The sequence below is a fragment of the Glaciibacter superstes DSM 21135 genome (genome assembly GCF_000421145.1).
GTDB classification, from domain to species: Bacteria; Actinomycetota; Actinomycetes; order Actinomycetales; family Microbacteriaceae; genus Cryobacterium; species Cryobacterium superstes.
In genome coordinates this window covers 69,600-87,674 of the sequence record NZ_ATWH01000003.1, presented here as the reverse complement: position 1 = coordinate 87,674, position 18,075 = coordinate 69,600, and the positions used below count along the sequence as shown (strand labels likewise).

Genomic DNA, 18,075 nt, shown 5'->3' with positions numbered 1-18,075 from the left:
CGGCTCCGAAGTTAGCGAGACCGAGGAGGGGGTCATGGATTTCAACGACACAGGAAATTCAGCGGTGACGAGGCGGCGATCATTCGGGGGAGTGATCGGAAGTCTGTTAGGGCTTGCGGCTGCGAGCGCGGCAGCGGGCCTGCTGGTGACGGTCGCGGTCACTCCGGTGCTCGCCGTCACCGGAATCACCGCGACAAACACCATCCACGTGTTCGAGAGTCTTCCTGATTACCTCCAGATCGAGCCGCTCTCGCAGAAGAGCAACATCTATGCCACTGCGAGTGATGGCAGCCCGGTGCTTCTCGCGTCGTTCTACGACCAGAACCGGGTGGAGGTCGGCTGGAACCAGATCAGCCAGTTCGTGAAGGATGCCGCCGTCGCCGGCGAAGACCCCCGATTCTACGAACACGGCGGGGTCGACCTCCAGGGCACCCTGAGAGCGACCTTGAAGACGGTCGCGGAAGGCGAGACGCAGGGTGGGTCGTCGATCACCCAGCAGTACGTGAAGAACGTCCTGGTGCAGAAGTGCGAACTGATCATTGATGAGTACCAGCACGACGACTGTTACGACGCCGCGACCGAGACCAAGCCAGACCGCAAGCTCAAGGAGATGCGCCTCGCGATCGGCGTTGAGAAGAAGTTCAGCAAAGACGACATCCTGCGCGGCTACCTGAACATCACCGGTTTCGGTGGCACCGTCTACGGAATCGAAGCGGCGGCGGACTATTACTTCTCCACGAGCGCGGCTGCGCTCACCCTGCCGCAGGCCGCCAGCCTGATGGCGATCGTGAACAATCCGTACAAGTTCCAGCTCGACAAGCCAGACAGTGAAACCAACGGCGTGGCGAACGGTTACGCGGCCAATACCCAGCGGCGCAACTACATCTTGAGCGAGATGCTCAAGAACCGGAAGATCCTGCAGGAGGAATACGACGCGGCCGTCGCTGTTCCCGTCGAGCCGGTGATCCATGAGCCGAGCACCGGCTGCCAGACGGCCGCGGCCAACGCCTTCTTCTGCGACTACGTCACCCACATCCTGCAGAACGACGAGACGTTCGGTGAGGATGCCCAGACCCGTATGCTGAATTTCCGGCGCGGCGGTTTCGACGTGTACACGTCGCTCGACCTCGACGTGCAGAACGCGGCCGCGTCGACCATGGCGGAGAACGTTCCGAAGACGTTCCCCGGCTGGGACGTCGGCGGCGTCATTTCGAGCGTGCAGGTCGGTACAGGCCGAGTGCTCGCGATGGTGCAGAACAAGGACTACAGCCAGGATCCGACCGTTCAGGCCACCGGTGCGAACTTCACCGGAATCAACTACAACACCGATTTTGACGAAGGCTTTTCGAGCGGCTTTCAGCCTGGATCCACCTACAAGGTGTTCACTCTTGCCCAGTGGCTGAACGAAGGTCACTCGCTGAACGAGCGCGTCGACTCACGCAGAAAGTCCAACTGGGGTGTCTTCCGCGACAGCTGCGAGGGGCCCCAGGTGTATCCGGGCTGGGATCCGAAGAACGACGCGAATGAGGCCGGAGCCAACTACAGTGCGCTCGAGGCGACGATCGGCTCGATCAACACCGGCTTCGTCGGGATGGCCAAGCAACTCGACCTCTGCGGCATTCGAAAGACAGCAGAGGCGTTCGGGATGCACCGTGCAGACCACAACCCACTTCTGCAGAGCGCCGCGACTGTGCTTGGAACGAACGAAGTCGCTCCGCTGAGCATGACCGTGGCCTTTGCCGGGATCGCCAACGGGGGAGTCACCTGTTCACCGATCGCCATCGACAAGATCGTCGGGCCGGATGGGGCGGAGCTTCCCATCCCCCAGAGCACCTGCAACCAGTCGGTCGACCCGGCGGTAGCCGCCGGGATGGTCTACGGGATGCGGCGCGTCATGACCGGCGGCACCGGTTCGCAGTCGAACAGTGCAACAGACCCTCGCGTACCGATGATCGGCAAGACCGGAACGACAGACGGAAACAAGGACACCTGGATGAGTGGTGCGAGCACCGAGGTCGCCACCGTTATTGCCGTCGTCAGCGTCACCGGCGACCAGAACCAGCGAGGAACTTTTTTCGACAGTGGACAGGCCGCAACCGCCAGGCACCGGATGTGGCCGGCCGTCATGTCGGTGGCCAACGCCAAGTACGGGGGAGGCGACTTCCTGGAGATTGCGCCGGCTGCACCCTCTGCGCCGTCGCCCGCGACTCCTCCGCCGGTCACTGCGCTCGGGGACTGACGGACTGACGCTGCCTGGGCGACGCTGTCTGTGCTCGGCGATCCGCTGTGTCAGGCGAGGTCGGCGAGGCTACGGCGACCGAACAGGTAGAGCACGATCGCCTCGGCAGTGCCGGTGAGTTCCGGTCCGTGGCCGACGCGCCAGCCGGCATCCGTCGCCACCAGCGTGCGTTTGGTGAGGACGACCCTGACCGTGAGGGGCGACATGAGACTCCGTCGCAGGGCTACGGCGCCGGAGGCGGCCCACCCGACCGGCAGCGCGAGGCCCAGCGGCTGGGCCAGGTCATACCCGTGCACGACGACTTCGGTGAGTTCGCCGATGCCGTGCCGGCCGTCACCGGCCGCCTTGTCGACGGCGATCTGGCGAAGGCGCGCGACCAACTCTGCGGGCGATGCCTCTGCTGCTGCCCGGCTCAGTGCGTCGATGGTCCGGTTCGGATTCAGTCCGTCGGTCACGATGGAACCGAAGTACGTGCGTGCGCCACTGCCGAGCAGCTGCCGGTTGGAGCTCCCGACCCGCCAGGCCAGGTGGCCGGCGACATCGCGCACACTCCAACCGGCGCACAGGCTGGGGGACTCCCACTGCTCCGGCGTGAGCGCGGCGAGCAGGTCGGCCGCCCTGGCCAGCGTCTGTGAAACAGGCTCGCGCCAGTCGGTGGAGACACCGGATTCGTCGGACTCCTGGCGCTGGCTGAGGGGGAGGTGCCTGGCATAGTCGGCCATGTACCCCAGCCTAGACTTGACCGGTGACCACAAGCCCTGCCCAACGACTCTGGGCAGGACGAACCCTTGCCCTGCTTGGCATCATTCTCGTTGCCGCCAACCTGCGCACGGCGGTCGCCGGACTCTCGCCGATCGTCACCGAGATCAGCGTCGACATTCCGCTCGATACCCTCGTTCTCGGCGTGCTGGGCATGCTCCCACCCGTGTGTTTTGCGATCTTCGGAATCCTGACACCGGTGTTCACCAGGCGCATCGGGCTGGAGAGTGTGCTCATTGTCTCGATGGTCGCCATCCTGGTCGGGCACGTCACTCGCGGAGTGTCACCGTCGGTGATCTGGCTTCTGGTTGGAAGCGTTGTGACGTTCGCCGGCCTCGGTGCGGGCAACGTGTTGCTTCCTCCGCTGGTGAAGAAGTACTTCCCCGACCGGATCGGCCTCATCACGTCGCTCTACGCGACCGTGCTGGCGTTCAGCACCCTGGTGCCGCCCCTGGTGGCCGTTCCCGTCGCCGATGCGAGCGGATGGCGGGTGGCACTTGGAATGTGGGCGGTCCTGGCCGTATTGTCACTGGTGCCGTGGGTCACGATGCTGGTGCGCCACCGAACGTCGAGCGTGCCGACGCCGAAGGTGGAGGAGGCAGAACCCGCGATCCTCGGTCGGATCTGGGGTTCATCCATAGCCTGGGCGCTCGCGATCGTGTTCTCCGTGTCATCGCTGAATGCCTACGCCATGTTCGCGTGGCTGCCGCAGCTGCTCATCCAGACCGCGGGCCTGGAGGCCGGCCACGCCGGGGCCCTGCTCTCGCTGTACGCGGCGATGGGCATCCCGGCGGCCCTCATCATCCCGGTGCTCGCGTCGCGGATGAAGAACATCGGCCTGCTCGTCTACGTGGGTGTGGCCGCGTTTGTGCTCGGCGACCTCGGGCTCCTCCTCGCGCCCGGCACGGCGACCTGGCTCTGGGTGGCGTTCGCCGGGCTCGGGCCGCTCTTGTTCCCGCTCGCACTGGTACTGATCAACCTGCGCACCCGCACCCACGCCGGTTCTGTTGCGCTGAGTGGTTTTGTGCAGAGTGTCGGCTACACGATCGGCGCGCTCGGGCCGCTGATCGTCGGACTGCTCCACGAAGCGACGGGTGCGTGGGCGGGGCCGCTTCTGTTCCTGCTCGCGACCGCACTCATCGTGACGATCGCTGGTTTTGTCATCTCGCGCCCACACCTGCTCGAAGACGATCTCGCGAAGCGCCCCTGACGCTGCGGTTGAACGTGCCGAATTGCCGGCCTCAGGGCACCAGCTCGGCGCGATGGATGAGTGCGGCCGCGCCGATGAGCGGCCCTTCCCCCGAGAGCGAAGACGGCAGAACGCGCACCCGGGTGGCGAATTCGAACGCCGAACGTTCTGCCACGCTCTCCCTGATGAAATCGAACAGGTCGGGTGACACATGCGAGAAGCCGCCGCCGATGGCAACGACGTCGAGGTCGACCAGGTTGGTGGCGGATGCGATGGCGCGGCCGATCGCCCGGCCGCTGCGTTCGACTGCCCTCTGAGCGATCTCGTCTCCGGAAGCGTATGCGGCAGCGAGGTCTTCCCCTGACGTGCCGGTGAAGCCCTGCCGTCTGGCCCACGCCACCGTGTTCGGACCCGACCCGACGGCTTCCAGGCAGCCACGCCCGCCGCACGCGCACGGATCATCAAAGCCGCCGATTTCCACATGGCCGATGTGGCCGGCATTGCCGCTCGGGCCGGAGACGGTCCGGCCGCCGAGGATGAGGCCCCCGCCGACCCCGGTGGAGACGATCATGCCCATCATGCTGTCAGTGCCCTGGCCGGCACCCACCCAGTGTTCGGCCAGCGTGATGCACAGGCCGTCCATGCGTAGCCGCACCCTCGCATCCGGAACCAGGCCCTGCACCAGCTTGAGCAGCGGGTACTGGCGCCACACCTCGAGATTGAGCGGCGACACGGTGCCGGCGGCCACGGTGATCGGGCCGGCGCAGCCGACGCCGACACCGGCGAGCGCGACATCGGCGGGGAGCGCCCCCAGCGCTCGATTGACGACGTCGGTCACGCTCGCCGCCAGGTCATCGCTTGACGCCGTGCGGCCCGTTGGGGCCCGGTGCCTGCTGCCGGGGAGTACTGTGCCCCGGTCGTCGACAAGCGCGGCTTCTGCCTTTGTACCGCCGACGTCCAGTGCGAGGACGAGCGAACCCGGTCCCGATCGGGGGAGGTCGGTGGAGGACGTCGTGCTGATCTGCATGTACCGAGCCTATTCGGCGCAGCATTCCGGTTGCGACTGCTCATATGAGCGAGAAATGCAACACCCGTTGAACTTCGTAGCGCAGCGATCTAGGCTGGACGGGTACGGAAAGGAGACACGACCGGTGATCGAAACCGATGAACTGCTCTCCATCCGCGCCGCCGAGCTTTACTACGAAGAGAACAAGACCCAAGACGAGATCGGCGGGGTCCTGCGACTCACCCGGTGGAAGGTCGGCCGTCTGCTCGCGCAGGCCAAGGCCAACGGTTTCATCCGCATCGAGATCGTGCATCCCCGCGCCAGGCGTTTGCCTGTCGAGCGGCGGCTGCGCGACGCAACCGGTCTGACCGACGCCATTGTCGTCTCCACCGCCGGCGTATCAGGCGATGACGAGCTGCAGTCACGCACGGCGCAGGCGGCGGCCGACTACCTGACCAGCTTGCGCCCGATCCCGCGCACGCTCGGCATCAGCTGGGGTCGTACGCTGCACGACGTGTCAGTGCACCTTGCCCCTGGCTGGGCGTCCGGGGTGAATGTGGTGCAGATCAACGGAGGGGTCAGCCTGAACAAGCGCCCGGGCACGGCGGCCACAACTGCCGTCACGATCGCGCAGAAGGCGGGAGGCGCAGCCACCCTGCTCCCGAGCCCCGCCATCCTGGAGCGGCTGGAGACCAAGCGCGCCATCGAGTCCGACCGCGCCGTCGCGGCCGTACTCGAGATGGCCTCCGGCGCGTCCGCCTTTCTCTACAGCGCGGGTCAGGCAGATGAGAACTCTGCACACGTCGACAGTGGCTATCTGCATCCAGACCAGGTCACCGAACTGGTGCGAAAGGGCGCGGTCGGCGACATCGTCGGCCGATACATCGACAGCAACGGCAACATCGTCGATCCCGCCCTCGATGAGCGCACCGTCGGCATCCGTCTCGACCAGTTGCGTGCGGCCACGACGGCCATCGCCGTCATTTCCGGCCGCAGCAAACACCCGGTCGCCAGGGCAATCGTCGGCAGCGGACTCTGCACCGTCCTGGTGACAGACGAAGACACCGCAAATGCCATTCTCGACGACTCACCGTGACAGACCTCGATCCCAAGGACATCCCATGACCATCAGCACCCAGCTGGCTACCAGGGAGCGCACACTCTCGCTCCTCGGCGGCGAAGCCACCGACGCGAACCTGCGGCGTTACCTGCACGGCATCCCCGGTATCGACGCGGTCGGTCTTGAGCAGCGTGCCGCAGCGCTGGGCACCCGTTCGATCAAAACCACCTCCAAGGCTCGCGCGATCGACACCATCATCGGACTCATCGACCTCACCACGCTCGAGGGCGCCGACACGCCTGGCAAGGTGCGCTCCCTGGTCGCGAAAGCGCTCACACCAGATCCTGGCGACCCTGAGTGCCCGCGCGTAGCCGCCGTGTGCGTGTACGGCGACATGGTTCCGTACGCGGTCGCCGCGCTCGGTGCTGCTCATTCGGCCGGCACGGATGAGGGCGTCAACGTCGCTGCCGTGGCCACCGCCTTCCCGAGTGGCCGGGCCTCGCTCGCGGTCAAACTGGCCGACACCGCCGACGCCGTGGCAGCCGGGGCAGACGAGATCGACATGGTCATCGACCGCGGGGCGTTCCTATCCGGCCGGTACGGGCAGGTCTTCGACGAGATCGTCGCCGTGAAGTCGGCCTGCGTGCGTCCAGACGGCAGCGTCGCTCACCTCAAGGTGATCCTCGAGACCGGCGAGCTGAACACCTACGACAACGTGCGCCGCGCCTCCTGGCTGGCCATTCTTGCCGGGGGCGACTTCATCAAGACGTCGACGGGAAAGGTTTCGCCGGCTGCAACACTGCCGGTGACCCTGTCGATGCTCGAAGTGGTGCGCGACTGGCACCGCCTGACCGGCGAGAAGATCGGCGTCAAGCCGGCCGGCGGCATCCGCACCTCGAAAGACGCCATCAAATACCTGGTGACCGTCGCCGAGACCGTCGGCGAGGAATGGCTGGTGCCGAGCCTGTTCCGGTTCGGTGCATCGAGTCTGCTGAACGACGTGTTGCTGCAGCGGCAGAAACTGACCACCGGCCGATACTCCGGCCCAGACTACGTGACGATTGACTAGGACCACCCCATGAGCTTTCTCGAATACGCACCGGCGCCGGAGTCTCAGGCAATCCTGAATCTGCGAAGCGACTACGGCCTCTTCATCGACGGCGAATTCACTGCCGGTCGCGGCGCGCCGTTCCAGACCATCTCCCCGGCCACCGAGAAGCAGATCGCGATGATCAGCAACGCCAACGAGGCGGATGTCGATGCAGCGGTCGCCGCCGCCCGCCGTGCATACGACGGATCCTGGTCCAGGCTCTCCGGGAGCGACAGGGGCAAGTACCTGTTCCGCATCGCCCGCCTGGTACAGGAGCGCGCCAGGGAGCTCGCGGTCGCCGAAAGCCTCGACAACGGCAAGCCGATCAAGGAGAGCCGCGACGTCGACGTGCCGCTGGTCGCCGCCTGGTTCTTCTACTACGCGGGCTGGGCCGACAAGCTCGACCACGCGGGTCTCGGGCCGGGCCCCGCCTCACTCGGCGTCGCCGCGCAGGTGATCCCGTGGAACTTCCCGCTGCTGATGCTGGCCTGGAAGATAGCGCCGGCGCTCGCCGCGGGCAATACTGTCGTACTGAAGCCAGCCGAGACGACCCCGCTCACTGCCCTGCTGTTCGCCGAGATCGTGCAGCAGGCAGACCTGCCGCCCGGTGTCGTCAACATCATCACCGGCGCGGGTGACACTGGCCAGGCGCTGGTGAATCACCCGGATGTGAACAAAGTGGCGTTCACCGGTTCGACGTCGGTCGGGCGTGCGATCGCCCGTTCGGTGGCGGGCACAGACAAGAAGGTCACCCTCGAGCTCGGCGGAAAGGCGGCGAACATCGTCTTCGACGACGCCCCGATCGACCAGGCCATCGAGGGCATCGTCAACGGCATCTTCTTCAACCAGGGCCACGTCTGCTGCGCCGGGAGTCGCCTGCTGGTGCAGGAATCGATCCACGACGACGTCGTCGACCGTCTCAAGGAGCGGCTCTCCACCCTGCGTCTGGGCGACCCGCTCGACAAGAACACCGATATCGGTGCGATCAACAGCGCAGAGCAGCTGGCGCGCATTCGTGAACTCTCCGACATCGGCGAGAACGAGGGTGCAGAACGGTGGACTGCCGAGTGTGCCATCCCGGAAGACGGGTTCTGGTTCGCGCCGACGATCTTCACCAATGTCTCCACCAGCCACCGCATCGCCAGGGACGAGATCTTCGGCCCTGTGCTCTCCGTGCTCACTTTCCGAACCCCGGCAGAGGCGATCGCCAAGGCGAACAACACGCCATATGGGCTGTCGGCCGGCATCTGGAGCGACAAGGGAAGCCGCATCCTTGCTGTCGCCGACAAGCTGCGCGCCGGCGTGATCTGGGCGAACACCTTCAACCGGTTCGACCCGGCCAGCCCCTTCGGCGGCTACAAGGAGTCCGGGTACGGCCGCGAGGGCGGGCGTCAGGGGCTTGCCGCCTACCTGAAGCCGGGGAACCGGCCAGGACAGCGTTCGGTCGCGGCGCCTGCTGCCAAGCCGCAGGCATCCGTCACCCGTGCACAATCGAAGAGCAAGCCCGTCGCACGAAAGAAGGCCGCCAAGTGACCCGCCTCGCCGTTCCCAAGACCTACAAGCTCTACATCGGCGGAAAGTTTCCGCGCAGTGAGTCTGGACGCGTCTACGAGGTTGTCTCGAAGAGGGGCGACTTCATTGCCAACGCCGCCAAGGCCTCCCGCAAGGACGCCCGCGATGCTGTGGTGGCTGCCAGAGCTGCGATCAGCGGTTGGGCAGGCAGTACCGCATACAACCGCGGCCAGGTGCTCTATCGCATCGCCGAGCTGCTCGAAGGTCGGCGCGCGCAGTTCATCGACGAGATCGTGCAGTCGGAGGGCCTGAACGCGGCGGCGGCATCCGCACAGGTGAACGAGGCCATCGACCGCTGGGTCTGGTACGCGGGCTGGGCCGACAAGTACGTGCAGGTCGCGGGCAACGCCAACCCCGTCGCCGGGCCCTACTTCAACATCTCGGTGCCTGAGCCGACCGGTGTTGTCGCCATCGTCGCCCCACAGGGCGCGGGGTCGCTGGTCGGTTTTGTGAGCGCGATCGCCCCGGCGCTCGTTGCCGGCAACACGGTGGTGGTCATCGCAAATGAGACCATGCCGCTCTCGGCGATCAGTCTGTCTGAGGTGCTGGCCACCAGTGACGTCCCCGGTGGGGTCGTGAACGTGCTGACCGGCTCTCCCGCTGAGATCGCGCCCTGGCTGGCCGGACACGCGGATGTCAATGCGCTTGACCTCGTCGGGGCCGGGGCGCTCGACTGGGTCGACTTGCAGATCATTGCGGCGGACACCCTCAAGCGCGTATTTCCACCGGAGAACGGTCCGGACGCAGCCACACCGTCTCTCGACCGGATCACCGGGTTCACCGAGACCAAGACGGTGTGGCACACCAAGGCCCTGATCTAGATCGTGCTGCCGGAACGGCTGCTCATCGCCTGTGAAGACTGGCCGATGAACCCGTTACGAGGCATGATGGGGGAGGGAGGCCACCATGTCTGGATCAATCGCATTTGTCGGGGACGGCCTCACTGCTAATGGTCGCTGGGAAGAGTGGTTCCAGGAATATGGGGTGCACAACTTCGGCGTCAGCGGTGACACGTCCGATCGGGTGATCGCCCGTCTGGAGTCGATTGTCGAATTGCAACCAGACGCGATATCGCTGCAGATCGGAACCAACGACCTCGGCCGGCACCGCTCAGATGAATACATCGTGAGGAACATCGAGACCATCCTGTGGGAGTTGCGCAGGCAGCTGCCCGATGTGCTGATCCTTATTCAATCGGTGATGCCGCGTGAGCGCGACTACGCCGAAACGATCCGTTCGATCAACCGCCACCTCTGGCAATTCGCGCCAACGCAGCGAGCTCGATACCTCGATCTCTGGCCGGCGATGGCCCAAAGCGACGGCGAGCTTATTGCGGACTACACCGAAGACCGCCTGCATCTGACCGATGCGGGTTATGGCGCCTGGACCACGGAACTCAAGACCGCGATCGAGATGCTCTTCGAACGGCCGCCGTCGTCGAGTTCCATTCCCATCCAGCGCGCCTGATCGCGAGCAGGGCAGTGCCAGCTACCGGAACGCGTGCCCCATGTTCAGCAAGAGGCGAGATCTCGGTTCCGGTGCGCGGTTCGTAATACAGTTGGCTGATGCTCAGTTCGAAGGATGCCATCCCACTGAATCCTCGGCGATCGCTTATCGCCGGGGTCAGCGGCGCGGGGAAGAGCACGCTTGCGGCGCGCATCGCGCACGAACTCGGCGTGCAGTACGTCGAACTTGACGCGCTGTACCACGGACCATCCTGGACGAAGCGGGAGACGTTCGAGGCAGAGGTTGAGTCGTTGGTCTCCACCCCCGGGTGGGTGACCGAGTGGCAATATCACGCAGTGCGCGATCTGCTCGCGTCGCGAGCAGACACGCTCGTATGGCTCGATCTCTCGTTTCGGATCGTCTTGTGGAGAATCGTTTGGCGGACCGTGAGACGAGCACGACAGAAGTCGGTGCTCTGGAACGGGAACGTGGAGCCGGGAGTATGGCACGCGCTCACCCAACCGGAAGGAATCATCCGTTGGGCGATTTCCACGCGTCGGAAGTATCGGGTGCTGGTTCCGGCGGCGGCGGTCTCGTACCCCGATCTGCAGGTCGTTCGCCTGCGAACGCAGCGGCAAATCGACGATTGGGTTGGCGGCCCCCTCCGTGACGTCAGCGGGAGCACGGGCGAAGGTCGAGGCGCCTCAGCAGCTGGGCATTGAGGGCAACAACGATGGTCGAAGCAGACATCAGCAGTGCTCCGACGGCCATCGAAAGCAGATGCGAGTCGCCGAAACGGCTGCAATGATGTGTGTCATGGACGACGGAAGCGGAACCTCGAACGGCACGCGCTTCGGGATCACCGAGGCAGCTCACCACGGCGACGAGCGCACGGCGATGCTGGGAGTACTGCAGCGTCAACGTGACCTGGTCGGTTGGAAATTGCGGGGCGCACCGGACGAGGTGCTGAGCTCGGTCGCGACCGCGACGGGCATGAGTCTGCACGGTCTGGTACGCCACCTCACGAACGTGGAGCGTTCGTGGCTGCGTGGCGTCTTCGCCGGCCAGCAAGAACTCGTCTACGACTGGACCGAGGAAGATCCCGACGCCGAATGGAGGATGCCGGCGTGCGCGACCATGGTCGGCCTGCTCGCTGAGTACGCTGCCGAATCCCGCCTGTGCGACGCGGTAGTGACAGCTGCGAGCTCTCTCGACGTCGTTTCGGTGCAGCGCGATTTGTCTCTGCGATGGATCCTTCTACACCTGATCGAAGAGACCGCGCGCCACCTCGGGCATATCGATCTCTTGCGCGAGCAGGCAGACGGCAGCACGGGGGAGGAGCCGAGCGAGTAACCTCCGTCCCGTCGAATGTCAAGCGGCCACGTGATTGTGAGGAGTTCTCAGAGCTCACTGTGCTGCTCGTAGTCGCCGTGGTGCTGCTCGCCGCACGATTGCTGAATCGATGAGTGAGTCAGCGGGCCTCTCCGCGACGTCAACCGGAGCGGGGGGAGGTCGAGGCGCCTGAACAGTTGGGAACTGAGGTCACGAGCGAACGAGGCGGGCGATCGCGTCAGACGCTTCCTTGATCTTGAGGTCGGCTTCAGCGCCACCGGCGGCTGCCGCATCGACGACACAGTGGCTTAGGTGGTCGTTCAGGAGGCCGAGTGCGACTGACTGCAGCGCACTGGTCATCGCCGATACCTGGGTCAGGATGTCGATGCAGTACTTCTCGTCGTCGACCATTCCCTGGAGGCCACGGGCCTGTCCTTCGATCCGGCGCAGGCGCTTGAGGTAGTCGTCTTTGTTCGAGATGTAGCCGTGCGGGCCATCGTGCGTGCCGGCCACGTCAGTTCTCTCGCTCATCGTTGTTCCGTTCTCTGGTGCGTGAAGGCTCAGGATACCCGTTGGCGGAATGCCTATCCTGGACTTGCGTTATCTACTATACCCCCCTAGGGTACAAGTGTGCCTGAGCAACCGCCATTCGTTGACCTGAAAGAGAGCAAGACACATGTGCACCACGGAAAAGAACGAACTCGGCCTGAACGACGTCTCCTGCTCCTGCAACTCCCACTCGACCGCCCCTGAGGCAGCCCAGTCAGAAACGGGGCTGGCCACCAGCACATACACGGTGACAGGCATGACCTGCTCGCACTGCGTGAACAGTGTCACTGAGGAAGTCAACCGCATCGCGGGCGTCAAGGCCGTCGACGTACAGCTGGTGGCCGATGGCGCCTCGCGAGTGACCGTGTCCAGTGCGGACCTGCTTGACCGGAAGACGGTTGCCGCGGCGATCGACGAAGCGGGCTACCAGTTGGTTGATGAGCCACGATGAGCGGAACACAGGTCGAGCTTGTTGTTGGCGGCATGACGTGCGCGTCGTGCGCGGCGCGGATCGAAAAGAAACTCAATCGAATGCCAGGTGTTGAGGCATCGGTGAACTACGCGACAGAGAAGGCCAGCGTGTTCGTCCCTGAGGGGACCACGATCGACGAGACGATCGCGACGATCGAGGCGACCGGGTACACGGCGGAGCGCCCGCGGCCGGCTGTGAACGAACAGCCGAGGGAGGATGAAAACCACGAGACGGATGGTGAGGTGTCGAGCCTTCGCCGGCGGCTTCTGGTCTCCGCCGTGCTGGCGGTGCCCGTTGTCGCGCTGTCGATGATTCCCGTGCTGCAGTTCACGAACTGGCAGTGGCTGGCCCTCACCCTGGCTGCGCCGGTTGCGGTGTGGGGAGCGTGGCCGTTCCACCGAGTCGCCTGGGTCAACGCCCGTCATGGCGCAGCGACAATGGACACACTGATCAGCGTCGGGGTGCTGGCTGCGCTGGGCTGGTCGCTCTACGCGCTGTTCTTCGGAATGGCCGGGATGCCGGGCATGACGATGTCATTCAGCTTCACGGTCGCCCCTGGCGGCGGCGCGGACGAGATTTACCTTGAGGTCGCAGCAGCGGTCACGGTGTTCATCCTGGCGGGTCGCTATTTCGAAGCGCGAGCGAAGACACACTCCCTCGGCGCTTTGAAAGCACTGCTGGAGCTCGGGGCCAAAGAGGCGACGCTACTGCGTGACGGAGTCGAAACCCGCGTTCCGATCGGGTCGCTTGCCGTCGGAGACCTGTTCGTCGTACGCCCGGGCGAGAAGATCGCGACCGACGGCGAGGTCGTCGAAGGCAACTCCGCCATCGACGCGAGTATGCTCACTGGCGAATCCGTTCCCGTCGAAGTTGGGCCGGGCGATGGGGTGATCGGCGCGACCCTTAACTCGGGCGGGCGTCTCGTCGTACGGGCGATGAGAGTGGGCTCTGACACCGAACTCGCCCAAATGGGCCGCCTCGTCGAGCAAGCGCAAACCGGGAAGGCCGAGGTGCAGCGCCTCGCCGACCTCATTTCGGCGATCTTCGTGCCGATTGTGATCGGGCTCTCGCTCGCCACACTCGCAGTATGGCTGCTCATCGGCTCCGGCCCAGAGATTGCGTTCACCGCGGCGGTCGCCACACTCATCATCGCCTGTCCGTGTGCCCTGGGTCTCGCCACTCCGACCGCACTGCTCGTCGGCACCGGACGGGGCGCCCAGCTGGGCATCCTGATCAAAGGGCCGCAGATCCTGGAATCGACCCGTCGGGTGGATACCATCGTGCTCGACAAGACCGGGACCGTGACGACGGGACGGATGAGTCTTGCCGCAGTCGTACCCGTCGCCGGTGTGGCGGAGGAGGAACTGCTTCGACTTGCCGGTTCAGCCGAGTCCGGTTCTGAGCACCCGATCGCCGCCGCGATCGTTGCGGGGGCGACGGATCGGATCGGCTCCCTTCTTCCTCTGGAGTCATTCGATTCCGAGCAGGGTTTCGGTGTGCAGGCCGTCGTCGACGGGCACCTCGTGCTCGTCGGACGGGCGCGATGGCTGGCCGAGCAGTGGAGCATTGGCCTGCCCGCCGAACTGCAGAGTGCACTTGTCAATCTCGAGGAGCGCGGGCAGACCGCCGTCGCGGTCGCCTGGGACGGACAGCCGCGAGGCATTCTCGCGGTCTCCGACGTCGTCAAAGCCAGCAGCGCAGAAGCAGTCAGGCACTTCAGGGAGCTCGGGCTTCGTCCGGTGCTACTGACTGGTGACAACGCGCGTGCGGCGATGGCCGTCGCCGCGGAGGTGGGGATCGACGATGTGAGCGCCGAGGTGCTGCCCGCCGAGAAAGCGGATGTGATCCGTGCCCTCCAGGCAGAGGGCCGCGTCGTTGCCATGGTCGGCGACGGTGTGAATGACGCCGTCGCCCTGGCCACGGCCGACCTCGGCATCGCGATGGGAACCGGAACGGATGTCGCCATCGAGGCCAGCGACCTGACCTTGGTCAGGAGTGACCTTATGGCCGCAGCCGACGCCATCCGTCTGGCCCGTCGCACCCTGTCCACGATCAAGACCAACCTGTTCTGGGCATTCGCCTACAACATCGCCGCGATCCCGCTTGCGATGCTCGGGCTGCTGAACCCTCTGATCGCCGGCGCCGCCATGGCACTGTCATCGGTCTTCGTGGTCAGCAACAGCCTGCGACTGCGCCGGTTCCGCAGCCTCACCATGACCGGAGCAGAGCAAGCGTTCACGACCAAGGCTCCCGAGCCCGTCGCGGCGGTCAGCTGACCCCGGCACACCACGTGATTCCATCGATGATTGGACGAAACAATGCAAAAAACAATGCGAAGACTACGTAACCACTTCCTCGGGGTGGCGGCACTGGCCACAGCTCTGACACTCAGCGCCTGCAGCGGTGGAATGTCCGGCATGGACATGGACGAAACAGCTTCGCCGACCGATGAGTCGAGCGTCACAGTCGCGTCGAACGCCGCTGACGTCACGTTTGCGCAGATGATGATCCCCCACCACGAGCAGGCGGTGGAAATGAGCGACATGCTGCTGGCGAAAGACGGCGTCGACCAGCGCATCCGTGACCTGGCTACTGAAATCAAGGCGGCCCAGGAGCCGGAGATCGTGCAGCTCAGGGATTGGCTCGCCGCCTGGGGAGCCGACGAGGGGGGCAGGTCAGGGATGGACCACGGAATGGACGGCATGATGTCCGACGACGACATGGACGCCCTCGAGAAAGCGTCTGGAGCAGAAGCGAGCAGACTGTTCCTCGAACAGATGACCGTGCATCACGAGGGCGCCATCGAGATGGCGCAGACAGAGCTTGACGACGGACAGAATGAGGACGCGAAGGCGATGGCCGCGGCCATCGTTACGACGCAGACCGAGGAGATCGGCGTCATGAAGGATATCCTCGCCAGCCTCTGAGCGCTCTCAAAGAGCGCGGTATCCCTTGACCATCCTGGGTGTGGCTTGGCTGGGCCGACCCGGACCGGCGCGTACGCAAGCAGGGCTTCTGTCAATAGGATTCGGCTATGACGTCGTACGAGATCTTGAGCGTAATCATTGCCGGCCTTGGGCTTGCGGGAGGAGCCGTTGGTTTCATCCGGGCTCTCGCGGCCGACCGACGCTCAATAGAGGCCGAGGCGGCAGCCGGCGACGCGAGAAGCGATGCCGCCGCAGCGCTTGAAAAGAGCGCATCCGCGACGGAGCGAATTGCAGAGGCAGTCGAGTTCATGGCAAGACGTAGTGGCGATTCGAGGCCCGACACGCTTCTTGCCGCTGCATTGCCGGCCGAGCTTCAGTCATTGCTTGAACCGGATGCCGTGACCTGGTCGCTCGAGGAGAGAACGGTCGCCGGTAGCTACAGGCTCAGGAACACAGGAACAATTGAGGCCCGCTCGGTGACGGTGAATGGATATCCGGCAGGCATGCAGAATCTGCTCGTCGCACATCGTGAACACCCGACCCTTGCCCCAGGTGCGACGTTCGTGTTCAACGTCTCCAACCGCCTCACAGTGACGCTCAAGGAGGTCGAGATCATGTGGATTGATTCAACGTCGGCTGAGACGCGTAGGGAAGTCTTGCGCCTTCCCTAGTTGCATCATGCCGTCGCCCCCTGCATCCGTCTTCCGTGTCAAGAATCCGCGCGAACATTCAAGAGCCCGCTGAAGGTGTTATGGGCCTATGGCGAGGACGACCTGGTCGGCATGCCAGAGCCCGCGGTTCGTGTCGATGAGATAGCCGCCGAGGTCAGCGCTGGGATGCACTGAGTCACTGGGGCTTGCGGTCCTTCCGACGGCGAGGGCAGCGTTTCTTCAGGCGGAGTCGAGGGCAATAAGGTACTGTGTGGGGGTATCTGCCCGGCGAGTACGCCATTCCGGCATCGAATTGAGGTGACATGAATCTGAGTAGGACCCCGTTCGCGGGCCATTCCCGGAAGCATGTTGTCCTCTCGACCCTCATTGCGGTGGTGGCTGCCGTTGCCATGCTGCTCGGGCTCTTAGCCATGCATTCAGCAGGCACAGGAAGCGCGGCCAGCGAACCGCTTCCCGCTACGACCGCATCTGCTCATGGCGGCCACGATGGCTCCCCGGGCCTTCAGGAAACGGTTGCCGTCGCTGGTCTTGCCACCGTGGCTGCTATAACGCACGCGCACGACGGTTTGGTCACTTGCGGTGAAAACTGCCTGGTAGATTGCGCTCTCATGGCGATGATGTGCGTCGTGTTGCTTGTTCTCGCTTCCATAGTCGTCCTCGCCAGCCGACCGGCACTGTATCGTCGCCTTCTCGACGCGGGCGGTCGCACAGTCCTTTCACTCTTTCGCACCCCATCGGGCATTCATCGCCCGAATCTGACCGTCCTTTCCATCAGTCGCACCTAGACCGAATCTTCGCCCACGCGCCTCAGTTCGCGCGTGGCTTCGTCGCGCTCAGCGGCGAATCGGTTCGTAACGATTGACGATGAACGGAAAGAACGATGCTCAGACCACGCAAATACCTTCTGGCCACTGCCGCAGTGGCAACAGCCCTCACCCTCAGCGCCTGCACCGGCAACATGCCCGGCATGGACATGGGCGGTAGTACCGAAGAGACAACCACGGCGCCGAGCGCAACGGCTCCGTTCAATGCGGCCGATGTGATGTTCGCGCAAATGATGATCCCGCACCATGAACAAGCCGTCGAAATGAGTGACGTCATCCTGGCCAAGGATGGAATCGACCAGAAGGTTCTCGACCTCGCCACCGAAATCAAGGCGGCACAGGAACCGGAGATCAAACAGCTTCAGGAATGGCTCACCGACTGGGGGTCCGACGACAGCGGCATGTCCGGGATGGACGACGGCATGGACGGCATGATGTCCGACGACGACATGAAAGCCCTCGATAACGCATCGGGCGCCCAGGCGAGCACGTTGTTCCTGGAGCAGATGATGGTTCATCACCAGGGCGCCATCGACATGGCACAGACCGAACTGGACGGCGGTCAGAACTCGGACGCGAAAGTGATGGCAGAGCAGATCGTCACGACGCAGACCGAAGAGATTGACGTCATGAAAGATCTCCTCGCCTCCCTGTAGGCCATCCCAAGCCGGAGTCGGCGTCCCCCATTTGCCGCGCTCCCGGGTGGGGACCCCTTTCTGTGCCTAGAGCGTCCCCACCCACCTCACTTGCCCTGGCCATGACTGGCCTGATCGTAAGGAAGACCCATCAGAAACGTCGCAACAACCTCCATCGCTCCCTGCACACCGGCGGAGGACGCGAATGGATGAAAACATCCCCGCCAGCGTCGCCTCATCGCTGCCGACCCGCCGAGAACTACGCGCTGCCGTAACCCACGGTCGTCGCGCCCGCCCGCGGCGA

General features: G+C 64.5%; 17 protein-coding genes. 14 read left to right on the top strand and 3 right to left on the bottom strand.

What is annotated here, in order from left to right:
* Positions 1-34: 34 nt before the first annotated feature.
* Positions 35-2,239, top strand: coding sequence for a transglycosylase domain-containing protein (locus K323_RS24275; RefSeq protein WP_022884146.1), 2,205 nt, complete (start codon positions 35-37; stop codon positions 2,237-2,239).
* Positions 2,240-2,289: 50 nt separating this feature from the next.
* On the opposite strand, the gene K323_RS0104750 is transcribed toward K323_RS24275, so the two are convergent.
* Positions 2,290-2,961, bottom strand: coding sequence for a maleylpyruvate isomerase family mycothiol-dependent enzyme (locus tag K323_RS0104750; protein ID WP_022884145.1), 672 nt, complete (start codon positions 2,959-2,961; stop codon positions 2,290-2,292).
* Between the two features lie 23 nt (positions 2,962-2,984).
* On the opposite strand from K323_RS0104750, the gene K323_RS0104745 reads away from it, so the two are divergent.
* Positions 2,985-4,208, top strand: a complete 1,224-nt coding sequence (locus K323_RS0104745; RefSeq protein ID WP_022884144.1) for an MFS transporter — start codon at positions 2,985-2,987, stop codon at positions 4,206-4,208.
* Between the two features lie 31 nt (positions 4,209-4,239).
* Here K323_RS0104745 and K323_RS0104740 read toward each other — a convergent pair whose 3' ends face one another.
* Complete coding sequence (locus K323_RS0104740) at positions 4,240-5,214, bottom strand: ROK family protein (RefSeq protein ID WP_022884143.1); 975 nt, start codon at positions 5,212-5,214, stop codon at positions 4,240-4,242.
* A gap of 124 nt (positions 5,215-5,338) precedes the next feature.
* Here K323_RS0104740 and K323_RS0104735 point away from each other — a divergent pair, with 124 nt between their 5' ends.
* The 7 genes from K323_RS0104735 to K323_RS0104705 all read left to right on the top strand — a co-directional run bounded on the left by K323_RS0104735 (position 5,339) and on the right by K323_RS0104705 (position 11,714).
* Positions 5,339-6,289 (top strand): sugar-binding transcriptional regulator, encoded by a 951-nt coding sequence (locus tag K323_RS0104735; RefSeq protein WP_022884142.1) that lies wholly within the window; start codon positions 5,339-5,341, stop codon positions 6,287-6,289.
* 25 nt (positions 6,290-6,314) lie between these two features.
* Positions 6,315-7,322, top strand: a complete 1,008-nt coding sequence (gene deoC, locus K323_RS0104730) for a deoxyribose-phosphate aldolase (RefSeq protein ID WP_022884141.1) — start codon at positions 6,315-6,317, stop codon at positions 7,320-7,322.
* A 9-nt stretch (positions 7,323-7,331) separates the two neighbouring features.
* Positions 7,332-8,876: an aldehyde dehydrogenase family protein gene (locus K323_RS24270; protein WP_022884140.1), complete on the top strand. Its 1,545-nt coding sequence runs from the start codon at positions 7,332-7,334 to the stop codon at positions 8,874-8,876.
* On the top strand, positions 8,873-9,736 hold the full coding sequence (locus K323_RS0104720) for an aldehyde dehydrogenase family protein (protein ID WP_022884139.1): 864 nt from the start codon (positions 8,873-8,875) through the stop codon (positions 9,734-9,736). Before K323_RS24270 ends, K323_RS0104720 begins: the two co-directional genes overlap by 4 nt.
* Before the next feature lie 85 nt (positions 9,737-9,821).
* A complete protein-coding gene (locus K323_RS0104715; protein WP_022884138.1) occupies positions 9,822-10,382 on the top strand; it encodes a GDSL-type esterase/lipase family protein in 561 nt (186 codons plus the stop codon).
* A gap of 98 nt (positions 10,383-10,480) precedes the next feature.
* Positions 10,481-11,083: a P-loop NTPase family protein gene (locus K323_RS0104710; protein WP_022884137.1), complete on the top strand. Its 603-nt coding sequence runs from the start codon at positions 10,481-10,483 to the stop codon at positions 11,081-11,083.
* Positions 11,084-11,177: 94 nt separating this feature from the next.
* Positions 11,178-11,714 carry a DinB family protein gene (locus tag K323_RS0104705; protein WP_169515604.1) on the top strand — a complete coding sequence of 179 codons (537 nt, stop codon included), beginning with the start codon at positions 11,178-11,180 and terminating at the stop codon, positions 11,712-11,714.
* Between the two features lie 189 nt (positions 11,715-11,903).
* Here K323_RS0104705 and K323_RS0104700 read toward each other — a convergent pair whose 3' ends face one another.
* Complete coding sequence (locus tag K323_RS0104700) at positions 11,904-12,224, bottom strand: metal-sensitive transcriptional regulator (RefSeq protein WP_022884135.1); 321 nt, start codon at positions 12,222-12,224, stop codon at positions 11,904-11,906.
* A gap of 145 nt (positions 12,225-12,369) precedes the next feature.
* On the opposite strand from K323_RS0104700, the gene K323_RS24265 reads away from it, so the two are divergent.
* The 5 genes from K323_RS24265 to K323_RS0104665 all read left to right on the top strand — a co-directional run bounded on the left by K323_RS24265 (position 12,370) and on the right by K323_RS0104665 (position 17,792).
* Positions 12,370-12,693 carry a heavy-metal-associated domain-containing protein gene (locus K323_RS24265; protein WP_022884134.1) on the top strand — a complete coding sequence of 108 codons (324 nt, stop codon included), beginning with the start codon at positions 12,370-12,372 and terminating at the stop codon, positions 12,691-12,693.
* The gene (locus tag K323_RS0104690) at positions 12,690-14,990 is read left to right on the top strand and encodes a heavy metal translocating P-type ATPase (protein WP_022884133.1); all 2,301 of its coding nucleotides are present in this window, start codon (positions 12,690-12,692) and stop codon (positions 14,988-14,990) included. The genes K323_RS24265 and K323_RS0104690 overlap by 4 nt, the downstream gene beginning before the upstream one ends.
* 54 nt (positions 14,991-15,044) lie before the next feature.
* On the top strand, positions 15,045-15,641 hold the full coding sequence (locus tag K323_RS0104685; protein ID WP_051147218.1) for a DUF305 domain-containing protein: 597 nt from the start codon (positions 15,045-15,047) through the stop codon (positions 15,639-15,641).
* Positions 15,642-15,748: 107 nt separating this feature from the next.
* Entirely contained in the window at positions 15,749-16,312 is a 564-nt protein-coding gene (locus K323_RS0104680; protein ID WP_022884131.1) for a hypothetical protein, read from the top strand.
* Positions 16,313-17,231: 919 nt separating this feature from the next.
* Positions 17,232-17,792 (top strand): DUF305 domain-containing protein, encoded by a 561-nt coding sequence (locus K323_RS0104665; protein ID WP_425402259.1) that lies wholly within the window; start codon positions 17,232-17,234, stop codon positions 17,790-17,792.
* Positions 17,793-18,075 lie beyond the last annotated feature (283 nt).